The sequence below is a fragment of the Paenarthrobacter sp. TA1.8 genome (assembly GCF_048595705.1).
Classification (GTDB): domain Bacteria; phylum Actinomycetota; class Actinomycetes; order Actinomycetales; family Micrococcaceae; genus Arthrobacter; species Arthrobacter nitroguajacolicus.
The window spans coordinates 4,683,622-4,706,371 of the sequence record NZ_CP184287.1 but is presented as its reverse complement, the minus strand read 5'-3'; the positions used below and the strand labels follow the sequence as shown (position 1 = coordinate 4,706,371).

At 63.5% G+C, this 22,750-nt stretch carries 21 protein-coding genes and 1 riboswitch; of the genes, 19 read left to right on the top strand and 2 right to left on the bottom strand.

Annotated features, from left to right (window positions below):
- Positions 1 to 55 precede the first annotated feature (55 nt).
- Positions 56 to 154: riboswitch (glycine riboswitch) on the top strand.
- Between the two features lie 137 nt (positions 155 to 291).
- The 16 genes from gcvP (at position 292) to ACNAOT_RS21860 (ending at position 18,508) form a co-directional block, all read left to right on the top strand.
- Entirely contained in the window at positions 292 to 3,156 is a 2,865-nt protein-coding gene (gene gcvP / locus ACNAOT_RS21935) for an aminomethyl-transferring glycine dehydrogenase (protein WP_420179404.1), read from the top strand.
- An 11-nt stretch (positions 3,157 to 3,167) separates the two neighbouring features.
- Positions 3,168 to 4,304: a glycine cleavage system aminomethyltransferase GcvT gene (gcvT, locus tag ACNAOT_RS21930; RefSeq protein ID WP_420179403.1), complete on the top strand. Its 1,137-nt coding sequence runs from the start codon at positions 3,168 to 3,170 to the stop codon at positions 4,302 to 4,304.
- 429 nt (positions 4,305 to 4,733) lie between these two features.
- Positions 4,734 to 5,117: a glycine cleavage system protein GcvH gene (gene gcvH, locus ACNAOT_RS21925; RefSeq protein ID WP_420179402.1), complete on the top strand. Its 384-nt coding sequence runs from the start codon at positions 4,734 to 4,736 to the stop codon at positions 5,115 to 5,117.
- Positions 5,114 to 6,433, top strand: coding sequence for a serine hydroxymethyltransferase (gene glyA / locus ACNAOT_RS21920; RefSeq protein WP_420179401.1), 1,320 nt, complete (start codon positions 5,114 to 5,116; stop codon positions 6,431 to 6,433). The genes gcvH and glyA overlap by 4 nt, the downstream gene beginning before the upstream one ends.
- Positions 6,434 to 6,993: 560 nt before the next feature.
- The gene (locus tag ACNAOT_RS21915) at positions 6,994 to 8,394 is read left to right on the top strand and encodes an L-serine ammonia-lyase (RefSeq protein WP_420179400.1); all 1,401 of its coding nucleotides are present in this window, start codon (positions 6,994 to 6,996) and stop codon (positions 8,392 to 8,394) included.
- 106 nt (positions 8,395 to 8,500) lie between these two features.
- Entirely contained in the window at positions 8,501 to 9,508 is a 1,008-nt protein-coding gene (lipA, locus tag ACNAOT_RS21910) for a lipoyl synthase (protein ID WP_011774451.1), read from the top strand.
- A 544-nt stretch (positions 9,509 to 10,052) separates the two neighbouring features.
- On the top strand, positions 10,053 to 10,508 hold the full coding sequence (locus tag ACNAOT_RS21905) for a hypothetical protein (protein WP_420179399.1): 456 nt from the start codon (positions 10,053 to 10,055) through the stop codon (positions 10,506 to 10,508).
- Between the two features lie 90 nt (positions 10,509 to 10,598).
- Positions 10,599 to 11,465, top strand: a complete 867-nt coding sequence (locus ACNAOT_RS21900) for a hypothetical protein (protein WP_420179397.1) — start codon at positions 10,599 to 10,601, stop codon at positions 11,463 to 11,465.
- Between the two features lies 1 nt (position 11,466).
- Positions 11,467 to 11,982 carry a hypothetical protein gene (locus ACNAOT_RS21895; protein WP_420179396.1) on the top strand — a complete coding sequence of 172 codons (516 nt, stop codon included), beginning with the start codon at positions 11,467 to 11,469 and terminating at the stop codon, positions 11,980 to 11,982.
- A complete protein-coding gene (locus ACNAOT_RS21890) occupies positions 11,979 to 13,232 on the top strand; it encodes a hypothetical protein (protein WP_420179395.1) in 1,254 nt (417 codons plus the stop codon). Before ACNAOT_RS21895 ends, ACNAOT_RS21890 begins: the two co-directional genes overlap by 4 nt.
- A 159-nt stretch (positions 13,233 to 13,391) precedes the next feature.
- The gene (locus ACNAOT_RS21885) at positions 13,392 to 14,456 is read left to right on the top strand and encodes an FUSC family protein (protein WP_420179394.1); all 1,065 of its coding nucleotides are present in this window, start codon (positions 13,392 to 13,394) and stop codon (positions 14,454 to 14,456) included.
- Positions 14,457 to 14,553: 97 nt separating this feature from the next.
- Entirely contained in the window at positions 14,554 to 15,051 is a 498-nt protein-coding gene (locus ACNAOT_RS21880) for a MarR family winged helix-turn-helix transcriptional regulator (protein WP_420179393.1), read from the top strand.
- Between the two features lie 79 nt (positions 15,052 to 15,130).
- Complete coding sequence (locus ACNAOT_RS21875; RefSeq protein ID WP_420179392.1) at positions 15,131 to 15,532, top strand: hypothetical protein; 402 nt, start codon at positions 15,131 to 15,133, stop codon at positions 15,530 to 15,532.
- Positions 15,529 to 16,527: a serine/threonine-protein kinase gene (locus ACNAOT_RS21870; protein WP_420179391.1), complete on the top strand. Its 999-nt coding sequence runs from the start codon at positions 15,529 to 15,531 to the stop codon at positions 16,525 to 16,527. Before ACNAOT_RS21875 ends, ACNAOT_RS21870 begins: the two co-directional genes overlap by 4 nt.
- A 73-nt stretch (positions 16,528 to 16,600) precedes the next feature.
- Complete coding sequence (locus ACNAOT_RS21865) at positions 16,601 to 16,861, top strand: GlsB/YeaQ/YmgE family stress response membrane protein (RefSeq protein ID WP_420179390.1); 261 nt, start codon at positions 16,601 to 16,603, stop codon at positions 16,859 to 16,861.
- A gap of 393 nt (positions 16,862 to 17,254) precedes the next feature.
- Complete coding sequence (locus ACNAOT_RS21860) at positions 17,255 to 18,508, top strand: hypothetical protein (RefSeq protein WP_420179389.1); 1,254 nt, start codon at positions 17,255 to 17,257, stop codon at positions 18,506 to 18,508.
- A gap of 45 nt (positions 18,509 to 18,553) precedes the next feature.
- Here the strand turns inward: ACNAOT_RS21860 and ACNAOT_RS21855 are convergent, their stop codons facing one another.
- Positions 18,554 to 19,309, bottom strand: a complete 756-nt coding sequence (locus ACNAOT_RS21855; protein WP_178993995.1) for a ZIP family metal transporter — start codon at positions 19,307 to 19,309, stop codon at positions 18,554 to 18,556.
- Positions 19,310 to 19,518: 209 nt separating this feature from the next.
- On the opposite strand from ACNAOT_RS21855, the gene ACNAOT_RS21850 reads away from it, so the two are divergent.
- The 3 genes from ACNAOT_RS21850 to ACNAOT_RS21840 all read left to right on the top strand — a co-directional run bounded on the left by ACNAOT_RS21850 (position 19,519) and on the right by ACNAOT_RS21840 (position 21,390).
- The gene (locus ACNAOT_RS21850) at positions 19,519 to 20,127 is read left to right on the top strand and encodes a TasA family protein (RefSeq protein ID WP_420179388.1); all 609 of its coding nucleotides are present in this window, start codon (positions 19,519 to 19,521) and stop codon (positions 20,125 to 20,127) included.
- Positions 20,128 to 20,228: 101 nt separating this feature from the next.
- The gene (locus tag ACNAOT_RS21845) at positions 20,229 to 20,984 is read left to right on the top strand and encodes a signal peptidase I (protein ID WP_420179387.1); all 756 of its coding nucleotides are present in this window, start codon (positions 20,229 to 20,231) and stop codon (positions 20,982 to 20,984) included.
- Positions 20,977 to 21,390 carry an Hpt domain-containing protein gene (locus tag ACNAOT_RS21840; protein ID WP_420179386.1) on the top strand — a complete coding sequence of 138 codons (414 nt, stop codon included), beginning with the start codon at positions 20,977 to 20,979 and terminating at the stop codon, positions 21,388 to 21,390. Before ACNAOT_RS21845 ends, ACNAOT_RS21840 begins: the two co-directional genes overlap by 8 nt.
- Positions 21,391 to 21,405: 15 nt before the next feature.
- On the opposite strand, the gene ACNAOT_RS21835 is transcribed toward ACNAOT_RS21840, so the two are convergent.
- Entirely contained in the window at positions 21,406 to 22,704 is a 1,299-nt protein-coding gene (locus tag ACNAOT_RS21835) for an MFS transporter (protein ID WP_420179385.1), read from the bottom strand.
- Between the last annotated feature and the right edge of the window lie 46 nt (positions 22,705 to 22,750).

The window sequence follows — 22,750 nt, the reverse complement described above, 5'->3', positions numbered from 1 at the left end:
CTTCAAAACAACCAGCTATGGTGTGAAGCGTGTCACTCACGTGATGCAACGCTTTTGATCTGCGGCGGGAGAGTCCTGCCGGTACATCCAGTCAGGCGCCGTAGGAGCAAATCCTCCCCAGGAATCTCTCAGGCCCATGTACCGCCGCGGTTAGGCAACTCTGGAAAGCAGTCCGGGTAACCGGGCTCACCGACGGTGCAAGCAGGCAACCATTCCTGCGGAATCTCTCAGGTCCAATACAGAGCGGGGAGGAACCCCACATCATCGTGGCGCTCACTGGGCGCCTGAATCATGGAGTTCCTCTTGACTGTTCAATCAACCCCCACCGCCTTCGCGGACCGGCACATCGGCGCCCGCCGCCAAGCCGACGTTGACACCATGCTCAAGGCCATCGGCTACGACTCTGTCGACGGCTTGGTAGACGTCGCCGTTCCCGATTCCATTCGCCAGGACACTGCCCTGAAGCTGCAGGACGCCCTCACTGAGGTGCAGGTCCTCGCCGAGCTCCGCAAGCTCGCCTCCAAGAACAAGACCGCTGTGCAGATGATCGGCCAGGGCTACTACGACACCGTCACGCCCCCGGTGATCCGCCGGAACATCCTGGAAGCTCCGGCATGGTACACGGCCTACACGCCGTACCAGCCCGAGATTTCCCAAGGCCGGCTTGAGGCACTGCTCAACTTCCAGACCATGGTGCAGGACCTCACGGGACTTCCCGTAGCCAATGCCTCGTTGCTGGACGAAGCAACTGCCGTGGCTGAGGCCGTGCTGCTGATGCGCCGCGCCAACAAGTCCAAGACCGCCAAGGACGGCAAGACCGTTCTGGACGCTGACCTCCTCCCGCAGACCATTGCCATTGTGAAGGGACGCGCCGAGGCGTTGGGCTTCGAGGTTGAGATCGCTGATCTTTCGGCTGGACTTCCCGACGGCGATATCAACGGCATCGTCCTGCAGCAACCCGGCGTTTCCGGGCGCGTGTTCGATCACTCCGGCGTCGTCGCGGCGGCCAAAGAACGCGGCGCGCTGGTCACGGTGGCCGCGGATTTGCTGGCGCTCACCCTCATCACGCCCCCGGGCGAGCAAGGTGCGGACATCGCCGTCGGAACTGCGCAGCGCTTCGGCGTTCCACTGTTCTTCGGCGGCCCGCACGCTGCCTACATGGCCGTCCGCGAAGGCATGGAGCGCACGCTGCCGGGCCGCATCGTTGGTGTTTCCAAGGACAACGCCGGCGTCCCTGCTTACCGCCTGGCCCTCCAGACCCGCGAGCAGCACATCCGTCGCGAGAAGGCGACGTCCAACATCTGCACCGCGCAGGCACTGCTCGCGATCGTAGCCTCGATGTACGCCGTCTACCACGGCCCGGAAGGCCTGAAAGCAATCGCCGAAACCGTCCACGGCCACGCCCGCGTTTTGGCTGCGACCCTGCAGAAGGCCGGCCGCGAACTCGTCTCCGAGGCCTTCTTCGACACCCTCACTGTCCGTGTCCCAGGCAAGGCAGACAAGGTCATCGCCGCCGCCGAAGCCCGCGGCATCAACCTGCGCCTCATCGATGCGGACACCGTGGGCGTCTCCATTGATGAAACCACGACGCCGGAGATCCTCTCCGCGGTAGCCGTCGCCTTCGGTGCCGGTCCGGTAGGGGACGTTACCGGATTCGAATTGCCCGCTGACGTAGTCCGGACATCCGATTTCCTGCAGCACCCGGTGTTCAACACGCACCGTTCCGAGACGCAGCTGTTGCGCTATATCCGCAAGCTGTCGGACCGGGACCTCGCACTGGACCGCACCATGATCCCGCTGGGTTCGTGCACCATGAAGCTGAACGCCACCGCTGAAATGGAGGCGATTTCCTGGCCGGAGTTCGCCTCCATCCACCCGTTCGCTCCGGACCACCAGACCGCGGGTTGGCGCGAGCTGATCGAGGACCTGGAAGCGGACCTCACCGAGATCACCGGCTACGACCAAGTCTCTATCCAGCCGAATGCCGGTTCCCAGGGCGAGCTCGCAGGCTTGCTCGCGATCCGCGGTTACCACCTGTCCCGCGGCGATGAGCAGCGCACTGTTTGCTTGATCCCGGCATCAGCCCACGGCACCAACGCGGCCTCGGCTGTGCTGGCGGGCATGAAGGTGGTTGTGGTGGCGACGGCTGCCGACGGCACGATCGATCACGCGGATCTCGCTGCGAAAATCGAGGCCCACCGCGAGGTTTTGTCGGCCATCATGATCACCTACCCGTCCACGCACGGTGTGTACGACGCCGACGTCCGCGAGGTCTGCGACGCGATCCACGCAGCCGGCGGCCAGGTGTACGTTGACGGTGCCAACTTGAATGCGCTGGTTGGTTTGGCCCAGCCGGGCAAGTTCGGCGGCGACGTGTCCCACCTGAACCTGCACAAAACCTTCTGCATCCCTCACGGCGGCGGTGGACCGGGTGTTGGCCCGGTTGCTGCGAAAGCCCACTTGGCTCCGTTCATGCCTGGCGACGCGAACAAAGCGGCGCATGAGGAGGGGCGCGGCGTTGCGATCTCGGCTTCGCGTTATGGCTCGGCTGGTGTGCTGCCGATTTCGTGGGCATATGTGAAGCTCATGGGCGGCCAAGGACTGACGGAAGCCACCAAATCGGCTTTGTTGGCAGCCAATTACGTTGCTTCCCGCCTGGATGAGCACTTCCCGGTTTTGTACACGGGCGAGGGCGGACTCGTGGCCCACGAGTGCATCCTGGACCTACGTGAGCTGACCGCCCGCACGGGCGTCACGGCTGAGGACGTAGCCAAGCGCCTGATCGACTTCGGCTTCCACGCCCCCACGTTGGCGTTCCCGGTCGCCGGCACCTTGATGGTGGAACCCACCGAGTCCGAGGACCTGGCCGAGATCGACCGTTTCATCGAAGCCATGATCACCATCCGTGCGGAGATCGAGCAGGTGGCCAGCGGTGATTTCACTGTTGAGAAGTCGCCGCTGCGCAACGCACCGCACACGGCTGCCGCCGTCGTAAGTTCCGGCTGGGACCGCGACTACCCGCGGGAGCAGGCAGCGTTCCCCGTCCACCACCTGAAGCAGGACAAGTACTTCCCGCCGGTCGGCCGAATCGACGGCGCCGCAGGCGACCGCAACCTGGTGTGCTCCTGCCCTCCGCTTGAAGACTTCGAAAACTAAGGACTCCCGTCATGTCTGAGAATTACACAGCTCTTTACGAGCAGCACAAAAAGGCCGGTGCATCGTTCACCGACTTCGGCGGCTGGCAGATGCCCCTGAAGTACGAGTCCGAGCTCGCCGAACACCACGCTGTCCGCAAGTCTGCGGGCCTGTTCGACCTCTCCCACATGGGCGAAGTTTGGGTCAGCGGCCCGGATGCTGCTGCTTTCCTGGATTACGCACTCGTGGGCAAGCTGTCCGCTGTCGCCGTGGGCAAAGCGAAGTACTCGCTCATCTGCAACACCGACGGCGGCATCATCGACGACCTCATTTCTTACCGTCGGCCCGCTCCCGAAGAAGGCATCGACAAGTATCTGGTGGTCCCCAACGCGGGCAACGCGAAGGCGGTTGCTGCGGCACTGCTGGAGCGGGCGGCCGGCTTCGACGTCGTGGTGGAGGACGCTTCCGCTGAGACTTCACTCATCGCCGTGCAGGGCCCGAACGCCGAAGCCATCCTTCTGAAGCTGGTCCCCGCGGAGCAGCACGCGCTGGTCACGGAGCTGAAGTACTACGCGGCGGTTGAGGTCTCCATCAACGGACAGGACCTGCTGCTGGCCCGCACCGGATACACCGGCGAGGACGGCTTCGAGATCTACGTCCCGAACGTCGACGCCGCCGGTCTCTGGGAAGCACTGCTCGAAGCAGGCGAAGACCACGGGCTCATCCCCGCCGGCCTCGCTGCGCGCGACTCCCTGCGCTTGGAAGCCGGAATGCCCCTGTACGGCAACGAGCTCTCCCGCCACGTCAACGCCTACGCGGCGGGACTGGGCCCAGTAGTTTCCCTGGCCAAGGAAAGCGACTTCATCGGCCGCGATGCGCTCACCGCCATCAAGGCCGCCGGCGTCGGCTCGGCTCTTGGACAGAAGCTCGTGGGCCTCAAAGGCACCGGACGCCGCGCCGCCCGCGCCCACTACTCGGTGCTGAAAGACGGTTCGCTCATCGGCGAAGTCACGTCCGGCCAGCCCAGCCCGACGCTCGGCTACCCAATTGCCTTGGCGTACGTCGACGTCGAGCATTCCGAGCCGGGCACCATCGTGGACGTCGACCTCCGCGGCAAAGCCGAACCCTTCGAAGTGGTAGGCCTGCCGTTCTACAAGCGCCAAAAGTAGGTCCCGGTGAGAGTGACATCCTCCGCGGGCTCGGTCGCAGAAGCGCCCGCTGAGCGGCGGGTTAAGTAGGTCCCGTCGGCTTTGACCTCCTCTGCATGCTCGGTCGCGAAAGCGCCCGCTGAGCGGACGCGACGCTCCCTTAGACGCATGCTGCCGGAGGCCAAACCCGAAAGGGACCGGCGGCTCGCCTTGCGCACGGAACCAGGAGACCGAGGCAACCTGCTGAAAGGCGGGTTCCAAGCCTCGGTTCGCTGCTCCTCAAAAGGCGAGCGGCACAACGGTGACGGCCGGCAGGCGGACAGCGGATTCCGGAAGCGTGCGTCAAAGCGACGAAGGAGCAGCACGCGGAGGAATTCGGTGTCCGGCACCCAACCCAAGTGTCACCGTGACCACGAACATTTTTAGACACACGAGAAGTGAGGAATTGGAATGAGCAAAGTAGTTGCCGAGCTGAAGTACTCGGCTGAGCACGAGTGGGTTGCCGTTGATGGGGACGGGGCCGTAGGTATTGGGATTTCCGCCGTCGCCGCTGACGCCCTGGGTGACATTGTGTACGTGGACCTCCCTGAGGTTGGTTCCACTGTGACCGCTGGCGAGACGTGTGGCGAGGTGGAATCGACCAAGTCGGTCTCGGACCTGTACTCGCCTGTTACCGGTGAGGTCACCGAGATCAACGACGCCGTTGTCAGCGATCCGGCACTCATCAACAACGATCCCTACGGCGCAGGCTGGCTGTTCAAGGTGGCCGCCACCGAAGAAGGACCGCTCATGTCGGCCGAAGAATACGCTGCAACAAACGGAGGAGAACTGTGAACCCGGTATCTGTAACTGACTTTCAGCAGGTCGTGTCGGCTTCGTTGGACGCGCAGCTGTCCGAGCTGGATCCAGAGACCGCTGCAAAGATCGACGACGAACTGGGTCGCCAGCGCGACGGCCTGGAAATGATCGCCTCGGAGAACCACACGGCCGTTGCAGTCATGCAGGCTCAGGGATCGGTGCTGACCAACAAGTACGCCGAGGGTTACCCGGGCAAGCGTTACTACGGCGGCTGCGAGCACGTTGATGTGATCGAGCAGCTCGCGATTGATCGCATCAAGGCCCTGTTCGGTGCCGAGTTCGCCAACGTCCAGCCGCACTCCGGCGCACAGGCCAACGCCTCCGTGATGCACGCCCTCATCAAGCCGGGCGACACCATCATGGGCCTCAACCTGGCCCACGGCGGCCACTTGACCCACGGCATGCGGATCAACTTCTCGGGCAAGCTCTACAACGTGGTTCCCTACGGCGTCCGCGAGGACACGCACACCGTGGACATGGCCGAGGTTGAGCGCCTGGCGCAGGAGCACAAACCGGCACTGATCGTCGCAGGCTGGTCCGCTTACGCGCGGCAGCTGGACTTCGCCGAGTTCCGCCGGATCGCCGACTCCGTGGGTGCCTACCTCATGGTGGACATGGCCCACTTCGCCGGTCTGGTTGCTGCAGGCCTTCACCCGTCACCGGTCCCGCACGCCCACGTCACCACGTCCACCACGCACAAAACCCTCGCCGGTCCGCGAGGCGGCATCATCCTCTCCAACGACGCCGACATCGCCAAGAAGATCAACTCGGCCGTGTTCCCCGGCCAGCAAGGCGGCCCGCTGGAGCACGTCATCGCCGGGAAGGCCGTCGCGTTCAAAATCGCCGGTTCCGAAGAGTTCCGCGAGCGTCAGGAGCGTGTCCTTGCCGGTGCGCGGATCCTCGCCGAGCGACTGATCCAGCCCGACGTTGCAGCCAAGGGCATCAGTGTGGTCTCCGGCGGCACGGATGTACACCTGGTCCTCGTAGACCTCCGCAACTGCGAACTCGACGGCCAGCAAGCCGAAGACCGCCTCGCCGAGATCGACATCACCGTCAACCGCAACGCCGTCCCCTTCGACCCCCGCCCGCCCATGGTCACCTCCGGCCTGCGCATCGGCACCCCGGCCCTGGCTACCCGCGGGTTCGGCGAAGAAGCGTTCCGCGAAGTTGCCGACATCATCGCCGAAGTACTGGTTGCCGACGCCGATGCGGACCTTTCCGGGCTGCGGCACCGTGTTGATGTGCTTGCGAAGGCGCATCCGCTGTACCCGGGTGTCTCGAACCTCGGCTGATCGGTGTCTTCTGGCTCGTCGACCGGGACATCCTCTGCATGCTCGGTTCGCCCGTCGAGTCCGGCCTCCTCTGCATGCTCGGTCGCGTAGACGCCCGCTGGGCGGACGTGACGCTCCCTTAGACGCATGCTGCCGGAGCCCGGACTCGACGGGGCAGCTCTTGGGTTGGCAGCCCTGGATGCCGACCCCAAGGGGGCAGCTCTCGGGTTGCCGTTAGCGACAGGACCGCCGGGTTCGCTTGTTGTGACTAGGTCTGGCTGCCGGGGGTGTTCCGTAGGCGCCGGGTTGGTTTGGGAGCGTGGGGGTGTTCCGTAGGCGCCGGGTTGGTTTGGGAGCGTGGGGGTGTTCCGTAGGCGACGGGTTGGTTTGGGAGCGTGGGGGTGTTCCGTAGGCGACGGGTTGGTTTGGGAGCGTGGGGTGTCCTGGTCCGATTCGGGGGTTGGCAGCGGAACGTGCCGTGCGCACGGCATGTTTCGCTGGGAACCCACGAAACGGCGGAGGGGGACCACTGCCAACCCAGCCCACTCATCCCGACCACACACATTTAGTTAGGAAAAACCATGGCCGTTGGGGTCTTTGATCTGTTCTCTGTGGGTATTGGCCCGTCGAGCTCTCACACTGTTGGGCCGATGCGCGCCGGGGCTGTGTTTGCCCGGGAGTTGCGTGAGTCCGGAGTGCTCGAATCCGTTGCCGGGTTGCGGGTTGACCTGTACGGTTCCCTGGCTGCCACGGGCAGGGGACACGGAACTTTCACGGCCGTCTTGCTTGGACTTGAGGGGTTCGACCCTGAGGAGATCCTTCCTGACGAGGTGGAGGAGCGGCTGGCTTCCATTGCTGAGACGGGAAAGCTCAACCTTTCCGGCGATACGCTCCTCGACTACGCGGTTGAGGACATGATCTTGCATCCGTTGACGGTGTTGCCGCGGCATACGAATGGGATGAAGTTTGCTGTCTCTGATGCTGGTGGGAATGTGCTGCGGGAGGCGACGTTCTTTTCGGTCGGTGGTGGGTTCATTGTCCGGGAGGGTGAGGAAGATGCGGCCCGGGAGGAACTCGAGGAGTCGAAGAAGGAGTTGCCGTTGCCGTTCAGGACGGCGGCGGAGTTGCTGGGTCGGTGCTCCTCGAAGGGGTTGGGGATCAGCGACATTATGTTCATTAATGAGCGTGCGTCCCGGTCCGAGGAGGAGATCCGGGAGGGTTTGCTGCATATTTGGTCCGTGATGGAGGCCTGTGTTGAAACGAGTTTGAAGCGTGAGGGTGTGTTGCCCGGTGGTTTGAAGGTTCGTCGTCGTTCTCCTGATTGGTTGGAGCGGTTGCTGAAGGAGGACAAGGACCGGAACGATCCGAAGTATTGGCAGGAGTGGGTGAACCTGATCGCGTTGGCGGTCAATGAGGAGAACGCTTCTGGTGGTCGGGTGGTGACGGCGCCGACCAATGGTGCTGCGGGGATCATTCCGGCGGTGCTGTATTACGCGTTGAATTATGCGCCGGGGATGGACAAGGCTACGCAGGCCGATAAGGACGATGTGGTGGTGAAGTTCCTGCTCACTGCGGGTGCGGTGGGTGTGTTGTATAAGGAGCAGGCGTCCATTTCGGGGGCTGAGGTTGGTTGTCAGGGTGAGGTGGGTTCGGCGTCGTCGATGGCTGCTGCTGGGTTGGCTGAGGTGATGGGTGGTACGCCGGGTCAGGTGGAGAACGCTGCGGAGATCGCGATGGAGCACAATCTGGGGTTGACGTGTGATCCGATCGGGGGGTTGGTGCAGATTCCGTGTATTGAGCGGAACGCGATTGCGGCGGCGAAGGCGATCAACGCGGCGAAGATGGCGTTGTGGGGTGATGGGACGCACCGGGTGTCGTTGGATGAGGTGATCGTGACCATGCGTGAGACGGGCAAGGACATGTCCTCCAAGTACAAGGAAACCGCGATGGGCGGCCTCGCCGTCAACGTCGTCGAATGCTGACACTTACCTTCGTTGCGGGGCCTGCTTAGCGCGATTGAACGCCCTTGAAGGGCGCATAGCGGGCCTGGCAACGGACAAAATGAAACAACCAACAAGGAAGAAACTCATGACACTCGCACCTGAAGGCCGTAAGTTGCTGCGCGTTGAGCAGCGTAACTCGGCGGTCCCGGTTGAACGTAAGCCTGAGTGGATCAAGGCCAAGGTCCAGATGGGGCCGGAGTTCGTCCAGCTCAAGAACCTGGTGAAGAAGGAAGGCCTGCACACGGTGTGTGAAGAGGCCGGCTGCCCGAACATTTTTGAGTGCTGGGAAGACAAGGAAGCGACGTTCCTGATCGGCGGGTCCGAGTGCACCCGGCGCTGTGATTTCTGCCAGATCGACACCGGCAAACCCTCCCCGGTGGACATGTTCGAACCCACCAAGGTGGCCCGGAGCGTGCAGGCGATGCAGCTGCGCTACGCGACCGTGACCGGGGTGGCCCGTGATGACCTGGCCGATGAGGGTGTGTGGTTGTACGCCGAAACGGTCCGCAAGATCCATGAACTGAACCCGGGCACCGGGGTGGAGTTGCTGATCCCTGATTTCTCCGGCAAGCCCGAGCACATCGCGGCGATCTGTGATTCAAAGCCCGAGGTATTCGCGCACAACGTCGAGACCGTGCCGAGGATTTTCAAGCGGATCCGTCCGGCGTTCCGGTACGAGCGGTCCCTCGATGTCATCACCCAAGGCCGGGATTTGGGCATGGTGACCAAGTCCAACCTGATCCTGGGCATGGGCGAGACCCGCGAGGAAATCTCCGAAGCGCTGCGGGATCTGCACGCTGCCGGGTGCGACCTGATCACGATCACCCAGTACCTGCGCCCGTCCGAGCGGCACTTGCCGGTGGACCGGTGGGTCAAGCCGCAGGAGTTCGTGGACCTCCAGCACGAGGCCGAAGAGATCGGGTTCCTCGGCGTCATGTCCGGCCCGTTGGTGCGCTCCTCCTACCGGGCAGGGCGTTTGTGGGCCACCGCGATGCGGAAGAAGGGCTGGGAAATCCCGGCCGCCCTGGCCCACATCGAGTCCTCCGGCACCACCCGCCAGGAAGCCTCCACCATCCTCGCCGCCCACGGCTAAGCACCACGCACAGCAGTATAAGGACTCCTCATGCTCCCCACTCGTGGTGAAATCGTCCCTACCGGCGGCATTGGGGCAGTAGTACGACGGCGGTTGGTTGCCTCTCTGAGGTGACTGGCCGGCGTCGGGGGTTAAGTGCCGCAGCGTTAGGTAATGAAACCGAAGCAATCGAACGCAAGCGCAGTTTTTGCTCAAGACAGGCACAATGTTCGCGCAGTGCACCAGGAGAGCCGGTCATGTCCGGCTCTTTTGGCTCCGCAAGCGCCCTGAAGCCGCCTCTCCGAAACTGAGTACACACGGCCTGTCCTGACTGCGGAAACTGGTCGGCACCCAAGTAGACCCCTGCCGAAAACTGAGTACTCGCCTGTGGGATGAGCGTATTCCCGACCCCTCGGTCGGGCGGAAAAGTGGGGTACATCCAAGAGTAGCCACGGCTCCGCGCTTGGTTGAACTATTGGGGCATCGCTTCATCCGACAACACCGATCGGATGCTGGGGGTTGCGATGCGGCTCCCCGGGACGTAGATCAACCAAGGAGTCTTATCATGCGCAAGCTTTCCAAGAAGAGTCGGATCACAGCAGCAGTCGCCGGCGTGGCACTGGTGGCAGTTGGCGGCGGAGCTGCCTACGCCTACTGGACCACCACGGGTTCGGGCAGCGGCGAGGCCACCAATGCGGCTGGCGGCGGAACCGTCACCCTCCACGCTGCGTTTGACGGCGGGCTCGCTCCGGGCAATCAGGTGAATGTGGCCTACTCGGCAGACAACGCGACAACCTCCAGCACCGTGGTGGGGGCCCTCAGCGCCAACGTCACCACCAATGTGGAGGCCTGTCTTCCGGCCTGGTTCGAGGTCACTGCTGTCACCACCAACACCCCCGTGGCAGCAAATTCCACCGGGACCTCCGTGGGCAGCGGCATCCTGAAGTTCAACGACAGCACAACGGTCAACCAGGACGCCTGCAAGGGCGCAGTGGTGACGGTCAACGTCACCAGCCTGTAGCACCTGCCGCGCCGGGGACCACCTTGCGAGTGGAGGTCCCCGGCCCGGCCGTCCCCGTTGCCTGCACGTCATCGCCTGAAAAGAGCCTCCATGGACCCCCGACCAAAGCGCGCCGCGTCACCGCACCTGACCGGCCCGTTGCACAGCGCCGGCCTTCCACTACGGGCGTTGTTCCTGGTGCTGGCGGTGGCGCTCATGCCCATGGTGACGCTGGCAGCCAGCGGTGGGCAGGACAACGCCGTGGCGAATGCGGCCAATGTACCCAAAGGGATCACGGTGACGCTGTCTCCCTCCAGCCGCACCGTGGACCAGGGGCAATCTGCCAGCTACACGGTGGCTGCCTCATCGGTCGGAGGCTTCACCGGTCAGGTGACTTTCTCCGTCGTCGGCCTTCCAACAGGAACGGCGGCCGCGTGGCAACCGTCGTCGGTGGTCCTCTCCTCCGGCAGCACAGCCCAGGCGACCCTGACCGTGACCACGGCCCCTAACACCCCTGCAGGAAAGACTGGCTTCACGCTGAAGGCAACAAGCGGAACAACCCAGGCGTCATCGCAGGCGCAACTGCACGTGCTGGAAGCCAAACGGACTTTCGATGTTTCCGGCTCGGTTGACGGCATGCTGGCTCCCGGAGTCTCCAGGCCTCTGGACCTGCAGATTTCCAACCGGAGCAACAAAAGCATCGCGGTAACCAACCTGACCGTGGCTATCAGCCAAGTGGTCAGAACCCCCACCGCAGTCGCTGCCAACCTGCCCTGCAGCACTGCCGACTACAAACTCGGCCAATACTCCGGCCAGTATCCGTTGACCGTGGTGCCGGGCACCCGCTCATTGTCGGCCCTGGGTGTTTCCCAATCGGCGTGGCCCCGGATCCAGATGCTCGACACCGCCCAGCTCCAAGACGGTTGCAAAGGCGCGACCCTCAAGCTCACGTACTCAGGCACGGGACAGGCGAACTGACATGACTGCGACAGTCCAAACTCCCCGCATTCCCGGCAATGGACGGCTGGCCCGTACAGCCGCTGCCACCGTTGCCCTCTGCATCCTGGGCGGCGCAGGGACCGCTTACGCTTACTGGGCTTCGACGGGCACCGGAAGCGGATCAGCAACGAATGGCACCATGCAGGCAGTCACGGTGGACGCCCTGGTCCCGGGCGATACCCTGCAAACCAGCTTGGTCCCCGGCGGAACTGCCGATGTCATTCTCCGTGCCACCAATCTCAACGCCCACGCCGTCACCATCTACGGCATTGCGGCGAATGGTCCCGTGACTGCCGATGCCGCACACCCCGGGTGCACCACCACCGGGGTGACGTTTACGCCCCCGCCAACACCGTTGACGCCACCGGTAACCATCCAGGCGAATACCTCCATCCTTTTGACGCTCCAAGGGACGGCCAGTATGAGCGTGGGTTCGCTATCTGCCTGCCAGGGCGCCCAGTTCAACGTTCCCGTGACGCTGGAGGTTCGGAAGTGAGCAAGCATCGCCGGTCAACGGGCCCAGGGGCCACTTTTGGCCTCTGGAACAGAATTGCCGTGATCGTGGCAGGTATTCTCCTCGTCTCATGGGGAGGGCCGGCCGCCACCGCCTTCTGGGGCTCGATCAGCGGGGGCCCCGGAGCCGCCAAGGCGGACACCGTAGCCCAAGGATCCAAACCCGTCACCGCTGTTTCCGGGGGCAACGTGACGGTCACCTGGGCAGCCAGTACGACGGCGGCAGGACGGTCCGTGACCGGCTACAGCATCGCCCGCTACGCCACGGCGACGGCGGGTACCAGGATCGCTGCGGCAGGCACGTGTACTGGAACAGTCGCCGCTCTTATTTGCGCGGACAGCAATGTTCCTACCGGCACCTGGTACTACACGGTCACGCCGTTGCTATCGGCATGGCAAGGCGCGGAAAGCACGCGGAGCGCCGCGACGGCCGTGGATGCCACTGCGCCTGGAGCTCCTGTTATCACTGCTCCTGTGTACGTGTATTCCAGCAATGTGGACAACGTTCCCGTCAGCGGCACCGCCGAACCCGGTTCAACCGTGGTGCTCACGGTCACTGGTGCCGGGGCCCAGCCTTTGACGGCAACCATGACGGCTAATGGGTCCGGAAACTGGACGGCACCACTCCTGAACATGAGCGCCTTCAACGAAGGAAATATCAATTACTCAGCCCGTGCAACGGATGCAGCCGGCAACACCAGCCCTGCAGGTACGGCAGATTCCACGAAGGACGTGACTGCACCGACGGTGACCGGGGTTCGGTTGAACAACGGCGGAGCCACGGCCGGCAAGGTTGAGGCAGGCGATTACGTAACGCTGACATTCTCCGAGCCGCTCAAGGCCAGCACCATCTGCAGTACCTGGACCAGCCCCGCCAGCACCCAAACTGTGAGCGGCAACGGGAACAACCGGGTTGTGGTGAATGTCAGTGCCAACGACGCTCTCACCGTGACCACCAATAGTTGCCCGGTGCTCAGAGTAGGCTCGGTTGCTCTAGGAGGAGACTACACATCGAGCAATTTGAGCTTCAATACAGCTAACAGCGGCGGCATTTTGCACTGGAGCTCGACATCCCAAACACTCACCGTCACTTTGGGTGGAGGGAGCGCTGGAGGGGCGACCCTTACTTCGACCACTATCTTCCCGACTTACACCCCCGCCTCGGGCCTGACTGACGTCGCCGGCAACGCGCTTGGCACCTCGTCGGTACCAGGAGTCCCGTCCGGCTTCTGATCTCAGGAATTTGTCCGCAGGCAGTGCCCCTCGCATAAGTGATGAGGGGCACTATCTGTACCTAATACCGGGGAAGCCCTAAAACCCGGGCGTAACCTTGAAGCGGACGCCAGCGCCGCCGTCGTACGTTTGATCCTGCGACGAAAGGCGAGCTGCCACTTGAAGGCTGTAGCGGAAATGTTCACGATGGGTCCTGGGAACAAGGACCACCATCCCGCACTCCGCTGCGCAGTAGGTGTGTTTGTTCCGCTGATTACCTTGACCCTGCTGGGTCGACTGGACCTGGCAGTGTTCGCCTCCTTCGGTGCGTTCACGGGGATTTATGGCCGGAACGAACCCCACAGCGTGCGTTTCCGGAGCCAGTTGCGCGCCGGCGGTTTCATGCTTTTGATCGTTCTTCTGGCCACACTCATGGCCCGTTTTGCGCAGGCCGCGGGCATGGAAGGTGCAGCTTATTCCTGGCTCCTGACGGCTGCCACCACTGTGGTGGCCGGTGTCTGCTCCGTGGTGGTGGCCGCTTGGCGGCTCCGGCCCGGCGGCTCGCTCTTTCACATTTTTGCCTTCGCTGCCATTGCCTCCATCGCCGCGCAACCTCCCCTCTGGGAAGCAATGCTGGTGGCGGTGGGGACCACAGTCTTTTGCTTGCTCATCGGCATGTCTTCGCGCGTGCTCAGAAGCCACCGGACACCGTGGAAACGGCCTCCGCGCATCCGTCACACCGCAGCTGAGCGCCGGGCGATCTGGCTTGAGGGCGGTGGTTATCTCGTTGCAGCAGGCCTGGCGGGGACCATCGCAACGTTGGTTGGGGAGCGACTCGGGTTCGGGCACACCTACTGGGCCATGGTGGCGGCCGTGGTTCCGTTGGTGGGCCACTCGACGCGTCACAGGGTCAGTCGTGGCATCCAAAGGATCGCGGGAACCGTGATCGGACTGGCGCTGCTGGCCGGCATTCTCTGGCTCAACCCTGCACCGTGGGCCATGGTCTTGGTCATTGCTGCGTGCCAGTTCGGGGCGGAGATGTTCATCGCGCGCCAGTATCTGGTGGCGCAGGTTTTCGTGACGCCGCTGGCCTTGATTGCCACGCTGTTGGCCGCGCCGGTTGATCCGGCTTTGCTGCTCCGTGACCGCATCATCGAAACCGTCATTGGTGCCGCCGTCGGAGTGGCGGTCGTAGTGGCTCCTGCTGTTTGGGGGCGTCTGCGGGCGAGTGGCCCGGGTGCATAAGCTCTGATGCCCAGAGGTTCGGTCCGCATCGCCTCGTCATATCACCTAGGATCAACTGGTTAGACAATCGAGATACATGTCTACCAGAGGATTGTTGATGAGCGATAAAAGTGAACGACAGGGCTATTGGTACGGCTTGGAGAGCCGCAAGCAGATGGGTGCCGTGGACGTCCTGAATGCACTCAGGGACTACCGATCGGCCGAAGCCGACATGCGGCGCCGAACCCAGGCTTCCATGGGGATGGGCGAAACGGACCTCATGGCGCTCCGCTATTTGCTGGAGGCCGAGCGCGCAGGCCGGGATGTGGGGCCCAAGGAATTGACTGTCCGCTTGGGGATTACTTCCGCTTCCATGACCTCGCTGGTGGACCGGTTGGTCAGGTCGGGCTATGTCACCCGGGAGCCAAATCCTGCCGATCGACGAGCGCTCATTCTCCGACCAACTCCAGGATCGGACCAGGAGGTCCGCAGCACTTTGGGCGATATGCATGCCCGAATGATGGAGGTGGCGGACACCCTTAGTGCTCAGGAGTCTGCGGTGGTGGTGGACTTTCTTAGGCGTATGAGAGAAGCGATTGACGCCGTTGCCATCTAGTCCCGGCTGGACTTAAGTAGTAAGTACACATATAACTAGATAGCCAAGCTACTTACTAGGGAATGTGTGGGAGAGAACGATGACAGTCGCGCTGCGTGAACCAAGCTCCACACCAGTGGCTGAAAATACCGTGGACATTGTCACGGAACAGGCTATCCCCCAGGGACCCGTGCACTGCGGTTCCCATATGGCTATCTCCGCCGGACCATCCTACGACTCCATGCAGTGGGTTTCTGTAGAGCCGATCTGGCCGGAGTGGGCCTGCGGTTGCGGCTTTCGCATGGATATTGACGCACTGGACCCCGTCAGCGGTGTCTGGATCGCGGCTCTCCGCCGGCAGAGCCTGCAGCATGAGCTCGCCGTGGCCCAGAACACCCTCGAGCTGGCGTTCAAAAAGGCGGTCGACGGCGGTGTCGATCCTCGCGCTCTGGCCGACCTGACCGGAGTGCCTGCCACCGAAGTCGAATCCCTCCTTCAGTGACGCTCCTTGAACGGGCGGCTGTCCGCGCTGATCGCGGGGCCGCTGGAATTGATCGGCACGGCGCCGGAGCTGATCGTGGGACAGTAGCTGACCACCACGCAGTAGCTGCCAACGAGGTGCACCCCGAGGTGGTGCTTGGAGGACGCTACCGACTCGGCGCCCAGCTGGGTGGAGGTTCGGAAGCGTATGTCAACGAGGCCCGGGACCTGCTCTCAGGCAAATCGGTAGCGGTGAAAATTTTCAGGTCAACGGACTCCATGGACAACGCCCCCTTTCGGCGGGAGCTGGAAATCCATGGACGGTTGCGGCACAGGAATATCGTCAGGGTCCTCGACTCGGGGGACACGCCAAGCGCCGGCGACACGCCAAGCGCCGGCGACACGCCAAGGGCCGGCCACACGCCAGGTGCCGGGGGCGTCGGCAGCCAGAAAAGCCGCAGCTTCGTCGTGATGGAGCTGGTAGGCGGCAAGGACCTGCGTGGGTTCCTGCAGGATAATCCCGCCTCCCCGGAGCAAACGGCGGCCTGGATGACCGATATTGCCCGCGCCCTGGCCCATGTCCATCGCAGGGGAATCGTCCACAACGACATCAAGCCCGGCAACATCCTGGTGGACTTCGCGTCCGACCCGCGCGCTCTTGGAATCGCGAAACTGGCGGACTTCGGAATTGCCCTCAACGGACGCCACGCGGCGCCCAACTCTTCCTCGGGCACACCGCATTACCTCAGCCCCGAAGAGGTATGCGGCGGAACGTCCACAACCGCCAGCGACATCTACTCGCTGGGCCTGGTTGCACTCGAATGCCTGACCGGAACCAAAGCGTTCCCAGGCCCTCCCCTCGAGTCCATGGTGGCAAGGACTCTGGGGGAACCCCGAATTCCCGGCACGGTGCGGCGGCGCTGGTCCATGGTGCTTCATGCCATGACAGACCCCGACCCTGCCGGCAGGCCGTCTGCCAGCCAAGCTGTCGGCATGCTCCGACGGCTCAGCTGGTAGCCAACAATCAGGCAGATAGCGGCATGCGTCCTTATGCCGAACTGGGGCCTCCTTATGAAAGAGAGAATGAAAAATGGGAATCATCGGTTGGATTATTTTGGGTTTGATTGCCGGCGCCATTGCAAAGGCCATCATGCCCGGTAAGCAGGGTGGCGGCTGGATCACCACGATCCTCCTCGGCGTCGTGGGCGCCGTTCTGGGTGGTTGGATCGGCAGCGCGCTCTTCAAGGTGGGCATCAACGAGTTCTGGTCGCTGTCCACCTGGCTGCTCGCGATCGGCGGCGCACTGCTGGTCCTCATTATCTGGGGACTGGTCACGCGCAAGAGGGCATAACTGCCTGAACACCAAGAGGCCCCGACGCTGCTGCAGTTTCTGCAGGGTCGGGGCCTTTTCGCTGCGTTTTAGAGGGCTATCCGGCCGAGTAGCCGAGTGCTTGGTCGATGAACAGGCGGGCCCCCAATCCCGTGGCACCCTTGGGGTGCTCCCCTTAGAGTGAGTGATGGGCGGGGCCTCACGTTCTCTGGGAGCAGCCGGGGGACCGCGGTACGGGTGAGTGCGTGCTTTTAGGACTCGACGACGGGTGGCCCGCAATGCGGTCACTGGTCAGAACCCGGCGTGCACCAGCCCGTCGGTCACAATTCTCCCGTAGCTGGACGACTGCTGATGACATCCAGGGGTCGGTTACGCTGCTCAAAGCCACGCCACTCCGCACGCATAGGGCCACCAATGACGCACTCTTTTGCAGCTGACCACGCCATCCCGCAGACGGGAAGTTCGCCCAAACCTTCGCCCGAACCCAGCGTCGAACCCAGCGTCGAACACAGCGCCGCCGGCACCGCCTTGGGAGCCTTCGGAATGGTGGCCGTCGTCGGTGTATTCGCGCTTCTCCTTCACACGCTGGCTCAGCATTCGCCGCGGAGTGGTCCCGGCTACGCGGGATGGTCGCAAGACGCCGTTGACACCCCGTTGGGCGCCGTGCGCTGGTTCCTGGGCGACATGACAGAGCCACTGTTCTACAAGTCCGATCTCGCAGCGCTCGGACTACTCGGGGGCGCCGCGGTCGCGTGGTGGGTTGGCCGACGAGGTGCGAAATGGGCGGGCTCGCTTGGCTATGGGACGGGCCTTTGGCCTTGGGTCCTGGTATCCGCGTCCATGAGTTTGATTCTGTCCAACCTGGTGTTCGGCTGGATGCTCGACGACGGATGGCAGCCAACGTTTGTGCCTTTCGTTTGCGTCGCGCCCGCCCTGGTCCTGATGTACGGAGCGGGTTGGCGGACCTGCATCACCGGCGCGGTCCTGGGGGCGGCCACCACCACACCCTTGGCGTTGTTGTTCATAGTTACCGTCTCAGAACCGCTCGGCCTGCCACCCGTGGTTGGGGGTGTCCTCGCAATGTCGGTGGGTTCGGTCATCTCGTTCCTGGCCGCCCGGCGGATGCCGTGGCTTGTCCTGCGGGAGCCGCGACCGGCTACGCAACCAGAGTTGCCGCCGTCGAGCTTCAACCGAAACTTGGCTGGCGACGCCGCCTGGGCTGCGCGCAGGGTGCTCAAGGACTTCACTGAAACGCATTTTTTCGCCAACGAGCTCGCCGCCGCCTGTTTGATCCTGGCTGTGGCGGCGGCATTTGTCCTGAACCCGGCGCTGCCGTCGTACGGGACGGGCCTGCTCCCTCACATACTGTTTGCCCAAGCGTTGACCTCGGCCATCGGCGTCACGCTGTGGCGGGGCTGGTACCGCGACGGCGGGTGGGCGGCCACCTACGCGTCCGTGGTGTCAGTGGCTCCTGCGGCAGTCCTCGCGTATGGCGGCTCCTGGACGGGAATGGTGGGCGGCGCCGTGGTGGGTGCGGTCCTCGCACCGCCTCTGGCCAGGGCAATTTCCGCGCGGTTGCCGGCCGGCTTCCATCCGGTCATCGGCAATACAGCGGCCATGGCCGTCTCGACGGCGATTGCCTTACCCGTGATTGGGCTGCTGCCCTAGTTTGCCCGCGACAGTTCGCTCGTCCGGCTGCCTCTTTCGGACAGCTCAGCCGCCGACGTGGTGAATTGTAAAGGCGCTCAGGAATCCGACGGCGGCCGTCAGTCCCGTCAGGTTGTGGTGCTCCTCAAAGGCCTCGGGAATCATGGTGTCGGCAAGCATGGCCAGGATTCCGCCTGCAGCGATGGCGGTGATGAACGCGATGACGGTCTCCGGAGCGTTTTCCAGAGCGGTGTACCCCAGGAGCGCGGCAAGCCCGCTGAACACCGCGATGCCGGCCCACGTGCCAAAGACGTATGCGGGGCTGCGTCCGGCCTTCTTCATTCCTGCTGTGCTGGACAGGCCCTCCGGAACATTCGAAATGAAGACTGCGGCGAGCATGGCCGGACTAACTGCCCCTCCGGCGAGGAGGCCGACCCCCAGAACCACCGATTCCGGAATGCCGTCAATGAGTGCACCTACTGCGATGGCAGTGCCGCTTCCAGGGGAGTCTTTTTCTGAGGGCTGAGCTCCGCCGGAGCGCTTGCGATGTTTGGCTCCCGCGCGGGCAAGCAGGGCATTGGAGCCCACAAAGATCAGTGCGCCCAGGAGGAAGCCCAGGACCGTGGGGAGCAGCCCGCCGCCTTCCACGGCTTCGTCCACCAGTTCGAAAGCCAAGGCAGAGATCAACACCCCGGCGCCGAAGGCCATCACTGTGGACACGATTTTGGGCGGCACTTTCCATACCCATGCGATACCCGCCCCGAGGACCAGCGCACCGCCGGCCAGAGTTCCCCACATCAAGGCCTGCAACCACATTGGCATTCGTCGTGCCCTCCCATCAGCCGTTCGCGTGCATCAAGAAGTGTTGCACATGAGGTCTGTGTGGCTGCTGAAAGTCTTGATGATTTCCTGAGGAAGAGCAGGATTTGTTCTTGATCCGGGCCCTGCACAGTAGTTCTTGTCAGCCAGAGAGGCTGGAAAACGAAACGGCCGGCCGGACTACGGTGGCCTCCCGAAAGGACCATACTCAGATGGCCATCAGCCTCAAGACCACCTCCGGCAAGATCCTCGCGTCCGTCGCACTGGTCGGCACCGCAGCCGCAGTGGCAGGCATGGGCACCTACGGCGCCTTCACCTCCTCCACCTCCGCCTCCCAGGCAGTCGCCGCCGGAACGGTGACCATCGCCCTCGGAACACCCGGCCCGGCCAACACCCTCAACGTCCCCGTCGCAGGCCTGCTGCCCGGCGACAAGGTCGAAAAGCTCGTCACCCTGGCCAACACCGGCAACTCGGACCTGAACAACGTCACCCTCACCACCTCCGCCGGGACCACCGCGTCCCTGCTCACCACCGATGTCACCAACGGCCTGCAGCTCACCATCGAAAACTGCTCCGTAGCCTGGACCGGCGCCGCAGCCCCCTACAACTGCACCGGCACCAAAACCACCGTGGTGGCCCCTTCACCGGTGATAGCAGCGAACAAGGTCCTGAACAACCTCACCTCCCTGACCTCGGCCAAAACCGACAACCTCAAAGTCACCACCGCGTTCCCCACCACCGCGAACAACGACTTCCAAGGCGCCACCTCCACCATCGCCTTCGCCTTCACCGGCACCCAACGCACCGAAACCACCAAATAGACACAGCAACACAACAGCCCCGCCGGGCCTGGTCGGGCGCCCCCCTGCCCGATCAGGTCCGCCGGTAAAGCCCTACCCAACAACGAAAGGAACGCCAGGCAATGAGCACCATCACCAGCATCAACGAACCCGCAGTCCAGGGCCGGCGTTCCGCCGCGCAGGCCATTGAAACCGCAGCACCAGTTTCTGAGGCGGATACCGCGGTGACGTCCGCATCCGCGACCCGGCCCAACGCCGTCGGGATTCCTCCGGAACCTGCCGCCGCAACTACGGCCAGCGGCAAGCCGAGTGCTCTTCGACGGGTTGCCGGCAAGGTGGTTAAGGGAATCGGTGTGGGCATGCTGGTCCTTGCTGCCGTGGTGTTCCTCTTCCTGGCCATCGGGCCGCGGGTCTTCGGGTACCAGACCTCAACCATGCTGACCGGGTCCATGGCCCCGCTTATCAAGCCGGGAGACGTCGTCGTGACCGTCCCCACGCCCGTCGCGGACATCAAAGTAGGCGACGTCATCACCTACCACATCCCCGTCGAAGACCAGCGTGTGGAAACTCACCGCATTACAGAGATCACCACCACCGCAGACGGCGGCTTCGCGGTGCAAACCAAGGGCGACGCCAATAACGGCATCGACCCCTGGATCGCCACCCTCCAAGGCAAAACCGTGGACAAGCAGATCGCCACGATCCCGCACGTCGGCAACGCCATCCGCGCCCTCCGCGAGCCGATCGTCATGAACACCCTCATGTACGGCGCACCCGCCATCCTGGTCATCGGAATGCTCGGCTCCATCTGGACTAAAGAGCCCACCAAGTCATCGCCGGAAGACGCCGCAGCACCTCAGGCAGCAAGCGGTGAGTGAGGACCCGGTCCCCACGCCGGCGCCGATGACACTGGAACCGTGCAGGCTGCAGGCGCTGGCTGACGAGTTGGGAGATTCCACGCCAGTGCTCCGCTTTCTCTCTACGTACCTGTCCATGCTGCCTGACCGGATTCGCAGTATCTCCAGCGGCCTGTCCACGCACGACGTCAACGCGAGCATGGACGCCATCCTGAGCCTCAAGATCGCCTCGGGCATGGTTGGCGCCCTGGAAACAGAGGGCCAGTGCCGAGCCATGGAAATGATGATCCGCGAAGACCACTTTGATTCCGCCGTTCAGGCGTTCACGGCGCTTCAAAACTCGACGGACCGCTGTTTTGCTGCAGGACCGCAGTTGCTGGGGAAGGCGCGGGAGTCGCTCTGCTCCACGCCCCGGACTAGCTTTTAGCGCTCAAGGTGCCGTTCAGCGCTCAGCCAGGACGCCGGTGTCGGCGGTCCGGACCTCATGCGGCACGAGGAACAGCGCGGCCACGGCCAACACACCGGCGGCAGCGAACACGTAGAAACCGGCAGGGTAGGCAATGTTCGCAGCGACCAGGGTTCCCGTAACTGCAGGTCCAACGATCGCGCCGAGCCGGCCCACTCCTGCGGCGAATCCCAGCGCGGTTCCGCGGAGCCGGGGTGGGAACAGCTGGCTGACCCAGGCGTAGACCAGCACCTGCGAGCTGAAGACAAAAACGCCGGTGACAAACACGGCAGCGTTGAGGAGGAACTCATTCGGGATCTTGACGCTCAAAATTGCCAGGAACACCGCGGACAACCCGAACCACATCAGCACGATCTTCTTTGTCCCGTGTTTGTCGGCCAGGATTCCGGCAACGAACAGGCCCGCGACGGCACCGAGGTTCAGGACAAGCAGCAGCGTCAGGCCAGTGCTCACGGGGTATCCGGCGGCCGCCATCAGCTGCGGCAGCCACGTGTTCAGGCCGTAAACCAGCAGCAGCCCCATGAACGATGCGATGCCAATGCCCACGGCAACCATGGGATAGGGCTTCTGCAGGAGGTCGCGGAAGCCGGTCTTTGGTTTTGTGCCCGTTGAATGCTCGACGGCGGTTGTTGTGTTGGCGGGGTCACTCGCCTGCAGTTCGCTGGACTTGGCGGGGCCGGTCTTGGCGGAGGCTGCTTCGGGGAGCGATTCCGGCAGCTTGACCCACAGGAAGGGCAGGAGCAGCAGCCCGGCTACACCGCCGATGATAAACATGAGTCGCCAGTTCGGAACGATGAAAATGGCCAGGAGTGCCGTCGCTACAGCGCCAACGTGGTACCCGGTCATCGTCCGGGTGGTGGACTTGCCGGCGGACCCGGCTGGAGCGTAGTCGTTGATGTATGCCAGGGCCGCGGGGAGGCAGGCGCCCAAGCCCAGCCCGGCCAGCATACGAAGCAGCGAGAAGACGGCGACGTTCGGGGCGAAGGCAACTCCGATGGTGAACAGCGAGAAGCTTGCGACGCAGGCGATCAGCAGTTTACGGCGTCCGAATTTGTCTGAGAGCGGCGCGATGAACAGAGCGCCAAGGCCCACGCCCACCAAGGAGATGGTGGCGGCGAAAGTGGCTCCGACTGCGTCGAAGCCCAGCTCGCCGGTCTTGATGAGTGTCGGGATGACGGTGCCCAGGACCACCAGGTCGAAGCCGTCCAGCACCATGGCCAGCCAACAGAGCCAGACAGGCCATTGGGAGCGGCGGGCAGATGACATCGTTGGCATAGCGTCCTCGGTACTTCTTGGTGGTTGGTGCCGACCACAGAACGTT

Excerpts from the sequence above, each read along its gene's own strand:
- gcvP (WP_420179404.1), top strand. The coding sequence starts at position 292 with ATGGAGTTCCTCTTGACTGTTCAATCAACCCCCACCGCCTTCGCGGAC.
- gcvT (WP_420179403.1), top strand. The coding sequence starts at position 3,168 with ATGTCTGAGAATTACACAGCTCTTTACGAGCAGCACAAAAAGGCCGGT.
- gcvH (WP_420179402.1), top strand. The coding sequence starts at position 4,734 with ATGAGCAAAGTAGTTGCCGAGCTGAAGTACTCGGCTGAGCACGAGTGG.
- ACNAOT_RS21915 (WP_420179400.1), top strand. The coding sequence starts at position 6,994 with ATGGCCGTTGGGGTCTTTGATCTGTTCTCTGTGGGTATTGGCCCGTCG.
- lipA (WP_011774451.1), top strand. The coding sequence starts at position 8,501 with ATGACACTCGCACCTGAAGGCCGTAAGTTGCTGCGCGTTGAGCAGCGT.
- ACNAOT_RS21905 (WP_420179399.1), top strand. The coding sequence starts at position 10,053 with ATGCGCAAGCTTTCCAAGAAGAGTCGGATCACAGCAGCAGTCGCCGGC.
- ACNAOT_RS21900 (WP_420179397.1), top strand. The coding sequence starts at position 10,599 with ATGGACCCCCGACCAAAGCGCGCCGCGTCACCGCACCTGACCGGCCCG.
- ACNAOT_RS21895 (WP_420179396.1), top strand. The coding sequence starts at position 11,467 with ATGACTGCGACAGTCCAAACTCCCCGCATTCCCGGCAATGGACGGCTG.
- ACNAOT_RS21880 (WP_420179393.1), top strand. The coding sequence starts at position 14,554 with ATGAGCGATAAAAGTGAACGACAGGGCTATTGGTACGGCTTGGAGAGC.
- ACNAOT_RS21875 (WP_420179392.1), top strand. The coding sequence starts at position 15,131 with ATGACAGTCGCGCTGCGTGAACCAAGCTCCACACCAGTGGCTGAAAAT.
- ACNAOT_RS21865 (WP_420179390.1), top strand. The coding sequence starts at position 16,601 with ATGGGAATCATCGGTTGGATTATTTTGGGTTTGATTGCCGGCGCCATT.
- ACNAOT_RS21860 (WP_420179389.1), top strand. The coding sequence starts at position 17,255 with ATGACGCACTCTTTTGCAGCTGACCACGCCATCCCGCAGACGGGAAGT.
- ACNAOT_RS21855 (WP_178993995.1), bottom strand. The coding sequence starts at position 19,309 with ATGCCAATGTGGTTGCAGGCCTTGATGTGGGGAACTCTGGCCGGCGGT.
- ACNAOT_RS21850 (WP_420179388.1), top strand. The coding sequence starts at position 19,519 with ATGGCCATCAGCCTCAAGACCACCTCCGGCAAGATCCTCGCGTCCGTC.
- ACNAOT_RS21845 (WP_420179387.1), top strand. The coding sequence starts at position 20,229 with ATGAGCACCATCACCAGCATCAACGAACCCGCAGTCCAGGGCCGGCGT.
- ACNAOT_RS21835 (WP_420179385.1), bottom strand. The coding sequence starts at position 22,704 with ATGCCAACGATGTCATCTGCCCGCCGCTCCCAATGGCCTGTCTGGCTC.